Genomic DNA, 4,466 nt, shown 5'->3' with positions numbered 1-4,466 from the left:
ATTGATGCCGATATTGTTGAGCTTGGCCGCCTGCCGGCGCAGCTGCTGCGCCACTTTCATGTCGCGCTGGAATTTGCGCTCGGTTGAGGCGTCGACCTCGTCCAGCGCAAGCCTCGCCCGCGAATAGGGCAGCGAAAACACCGGCGATTGTTCGGGGCGTAGAAACAGCGTGCGGTTGGTCGTCGCGTCGAGGAACGCCCGGTCGTGGCTGGCGATCACAACCGGCACCTCCCGCGGCAGGGCGTTCAGCCAAGTTTCGAGCTGGCTGATCTTGCCGAGGTCGAGATGGTTGGTCGGCTCGTCGAGAAGCAGGACGTCGGGGTCGGTGACCCAGACGCGGGCGACCAGCGCAAGCCTTTGCCAGCCACCGCTCAAGGCTCGCATCGGCCGCTCGCGCATCGGCTGCGGCACGTCGAGCGAGTCGAGAACCACATCGACGCGCCATTGCTCGCTTTCGGCCTGCTCGGCCGGCAAGGCGTCTGCCACCACCTCATGAAAGCTGCGCCCGGCCAGCGCTGCGGGGATGACTTGCTCGACATAGCCGACGCGCAGGCCGCGCGTGCGGGTGATGTCGCCTGTGGTGGCTTCGAACTCGCCGGTCAGGCACTTCAGCAAAGTGGATTTGCCGCGGCCATTGGCGGCGACGATGCCGAGCCGGTCGCCGGTGCCGATGGTGAGATCAAGGCTGGAGAAGAGCGGCGCACTCATGGTGACGCCGAGGGACTTGAGGCTGATCAGGGCCATGTCGATTTCTCTGGTCTGTCCGGAGTGATTCCGGTTGATGCACTTTGACGGTGCGCAGGCTGGCCCATCAGGCTCGGCGTTGCAGCACCACGAAGGGCGGACCAAAAAATCGAAGCGGGAAGAAAAACCCGGACCGTCTCTGGTCAGCCCTGCAAGCAAGCTCGCAGGGCCGGGACTGGGCCGCGCTGACGGTGGTGGTCGAAAGACACGCAGCCCTCCTTTCAAGACGTTCGAGTGTGGAGACTGGCTACACCAGGGGCGGGGCCGATGGCAAGTGGCGCGTTCGGCTGGTCTCGCCAGGCTGATTTCAACAACGGCCGGTTTGCGCTTTCTAGACGCCTTTGGTCGCCCAAGTCTTACGAATGCGATGATCAGTGTTGCTTAGGGCAGTATCGCCTTCGCTAGTGGAACTATCGCCGGCAAAGTAAGCAATCCGAGTGCCGCTCGCTGGCCGTCGTAATGCCCAATTTGTTGCATCACGGCAGAAGCTTCGCGCCACGGCAGCGGTTCGTTCTGAATGAGAGCTCGCGCGCAGCGAAGCATTGGCTGTTTTAGTGGATGATCAGGTCCCAGCGACCATTCCTCGACAAGCTCAAGCATTCTTTCCTTCGAAACTGCCTTTCCGACCGGTGGACGGCATAGCTCATGGAGAACACAAAAGGCTGCGTTGAGCGAGATCGACCATCCTCGCGCGATCATAGCGGAAGCAGAACTTGCGTCTGCGTATGGAAAGCGAGCATCGATCGACGGCTCAAATGAGGCTTCACTGGAACTGTCTTGAAGTAGCATCACACCATTGTCTCAGAGAACACGGGTGCACTAAACGCTCAGTCGGAGAGCCTTACCGCCCCGGCCGGCCGGTCTTGCCGGGCCGGCGCTTTTCGCGGCGGGCGTCGGCCGGGTCTTCGTAGGAGCCGATGCCGGCGCGCTCGCGCTTGACCGGCTTTTCGCCCTCAACCGGCTTCTCGGTTCGCCGCACGGTCATCTCATCGAGCGAATTCTTCTTGAACAGGGGTTTTGTAGAGTCGCCCGGTATGCCGAAATCCGAGCCGTGCGCCTCTTCGGCCGACTGCTTCTTGAACAGCGAGCGAGAGACAGCACCTGCCGGCGTTGGCATGTCGGTGCCTGGCCCCATGGCGTCGAGCGAGGGTTTGGCGAACAGCGGCTTCTTGACCGGCACGGCGCCGTCGGCGCCCATCTCGTCAAGATGAGGCTTGCGGAAGAGGTTGGGCCGGGCAGCCTTGGCAGCCTCTTCAGCGGCACGTGCCTCGTCGAGCTTGCGGAAACGCTCCTGTTCCTCTGATGTACGATGTTTGGCCACGCCCTTGTTGTGCTTGCCTTTCTCGCGGCCCGAGACCGGGCTTTCCATGTCGGCATATTTGGCCAAGGGATCGTCGGAGATCGACAGTTCCATGTCGCGCAGCCGCTTGATCTCGTCGCGGATGCGGGCGGCCTTCTCGAAGTCGAGATTGGCGGCGGCGTCGCGCATCTGCTTGTCCAGGGCGTCGAGATGCGCTTTCAGATTGTTGCCCATCATCGCGCCGGCGCTGTCGGTGAACTGCGAGATATCGGCGCGGACATGATCTTTTTCGTAGACCGAGTCCAAGATGTCCGAAATGCGCGACTTGACCGATTCCGGGGTGATGCCGTTGGCTGCGTTCCACTCCATCTGCTTTTCGCGACGGCGGTTGGTCTCGGCCATCGCCCGCTCCATCGAGCCGGTGATCTGGTCGGCATAGAGGATGACCTTGCCGTCGACGTTACGCGCGGCGCGACCGATGGTCTGAATCAGCGATGTCTCGGAGCGCAGGAAGCCCTCCTTGTCGGCATCGAGAATGGCGACGAAGCCGCATTCGGGAATGTCGAGGCCTTCGCGCAACAGGTTGATACCGACCAGCACGTCGAAGGCGCCGAGGCGCAGGTCGCGCAGGATCTCGATACGCTCCAGCGTGTCGATGTCGGAGTGCATGTAGCGCACGCGAATGCCTTGCTCATGCAGATATTCGGTCAAATCCTCGGCCATACGTTTGGTCAGCACGGTGACCAGCGTGCGGTAGCCTGCCCTGGTGGTCTCGCGGATTTCGCCGACGACATCGTCGACCTGCGTCTTGGCCGGGCGCACCTCGACCGGCGGGTCGATCAGGCCGGTCGGGCGGATGACCTGCTCGGCGAAGACGCCGCCGGACTGCTCCATCTCCCAAACGCCGGGCGTTGCCGAAACCGCGACGGAAAGCGGGCGCATGGCGTCCCACTCCTCGAAGCGCAGCGGCCGGTTGTCCATGCAGGACGGCAGTCGGAACCCATATTCGGCCAGCGTCGCCTTGCGGCGAAAGTCGCCGCGATACATGCCGCCGATCTGCGGTATGGTGACGTGGCTTTCGTCGACAAAGACCAGCGCATTGTCGGGAATGTATTCGAATAAGGTCGGTGGCGGATCACCCGGCTGGCGGCCGGTCAGATAGCGCGAGTAATTCTCGATGCCGGCGCAGGAGCCCGTCGCCTCCAGCATCTCCAGGTCAAAGCGGGTGCGCTGCTCAAGCCGCTGCGCTTCCAGCAACCGACCGGCCCGTTCGAGTTCGATCAGCCTGTGCTTGAGCTCTTCCTTGATCGACTTGATGGCTTGATTCAAGGTCGGGCGCGGCGTCACATAGTGCGAATTGGCGTAGATCTTGACGCTCTTCAACTCGCCGGTCTTTTGGCCCGTGAGCGGATCGAATTCGGTGATCGCCTCGATCTCGTCGCCGAACAGCGAGATGCGCCAGGCGCGGTCCTCGAGGTGGGCCGGGAAGATTTCGATCGTGTCGCCGCGCACCCTGAACGAGCCGCGGACGAAGTTGATGTCCTGGCGCTTGTATTGCTGGGCGACGAGGTCGGCGAGCAGCGCGCGCTGGTCGAGCCGGTCGCCGATCTGCATCTGGAAGGTCATCGCCGTATAGGTCTCGACCGAGCCGATACCATAGATGCAGGAGACCGAGGCGACGATGATGACGTCGTCGCGCTCGAGCAGCGAGCGCGTCGCCGAATGGCGCATGCGGTCGATCTGCTCGTTGATCGAGGATTCCTTCTCGATGTAGGTGTCGGTCCGGGGCACATAGGCCTCAGGCTGGTAGTAGTCGTAATAGCTGACGAAATACTCGACGGCGTTTTCCGGGAAGAATTTCTTGAATTCGGAATAGAGCTGCGCGGCAAGCGTCTTGTTGGGCGCCAGGATCAGAGCGGGGCGCTGCGTCTCCTCGATCACTTTGGCCATGGTGAAGGTCTTGCCCGAGCCGGTGACGCCGAGCAGCACCTGGGTGCGGTCGTTGCTGTTGACGCCCTCGACGAGATCCTTGATCGCGGTCGGCTGGTCGCCGGCCGGCTCGAAATCCGAGACCATCTTGATGGCGATGCCGCCTTCGGATTTCTCCGGCCGGGCAGGGCGGTGCGGCGTCCACAGCACGCCGTCCTTGTGCAGCGGATTGCCGGATTCGATCAGCGCCGACAGCGCCGCGACGGTAGCGGTGACGCCGCCCGCGACCATTGTCTCGGCGTCCTCCAACGAAATGTCGAGGCCAGCGACAGGGTTGAGACCGGCCGCAGTGCGCTCCCGCGCCGAGGCCGCGCCGCCCATCGAGGTGCCGCGTGCCGTACGGCCGGGGGAAGAGGAGCGCTCGGGGATTTTCTTGGCAGACTTGGCGCCTTCCCTCCCCCTCGAGGGGAGGGTGGCGGCGGAGCCGCCGGGT

2 protein-coding genes are annotated in these 4,466 nt (G+C 63.1%); both read right to left on the bottom strand.

Translation table 11 applies throughout. The annotated features are described in order from the left end of the window. Window positions 1–744: ATP-binding cassette domain-containing protein (locus E5W70_RS31080; protein ID WP_292665072.1), on the bottom strand; the 744-nt coding region annotated here is incomplete at its 3' end. 841 nt (window positions 745–1,585) lie between these two features. After that, window positions 1,586–4,402: an excinuclease ABC subunit UvrB gene (gene uvrB / locus E5W70_RS31075; RefSeq protein ID WP_292665073.1), complete on the bottom strand. Its 2,817-nt coding sequence runs from the start codon at window positions 4,400–4,402 to the stop codon at window positions 1,586–1,588. Between the last annotated feature and the right edge of the window lie 64 nt (window positions 4,403–4,466).

Source organism: Mesorhizobium sp. (genome assembly GCF_005063415.1).
Classification (GTDB): Bacteria; Pseudomonadota; Alphaproteobacteria; order Rhizobiales; family Rhizobiaceae; genus Mesorhizobium.
The sequence above is the reverse complement of the archived record's forward strand: the minus strand, read 5'-3'. Positions and strand labels throughout refer to the sequence as shown.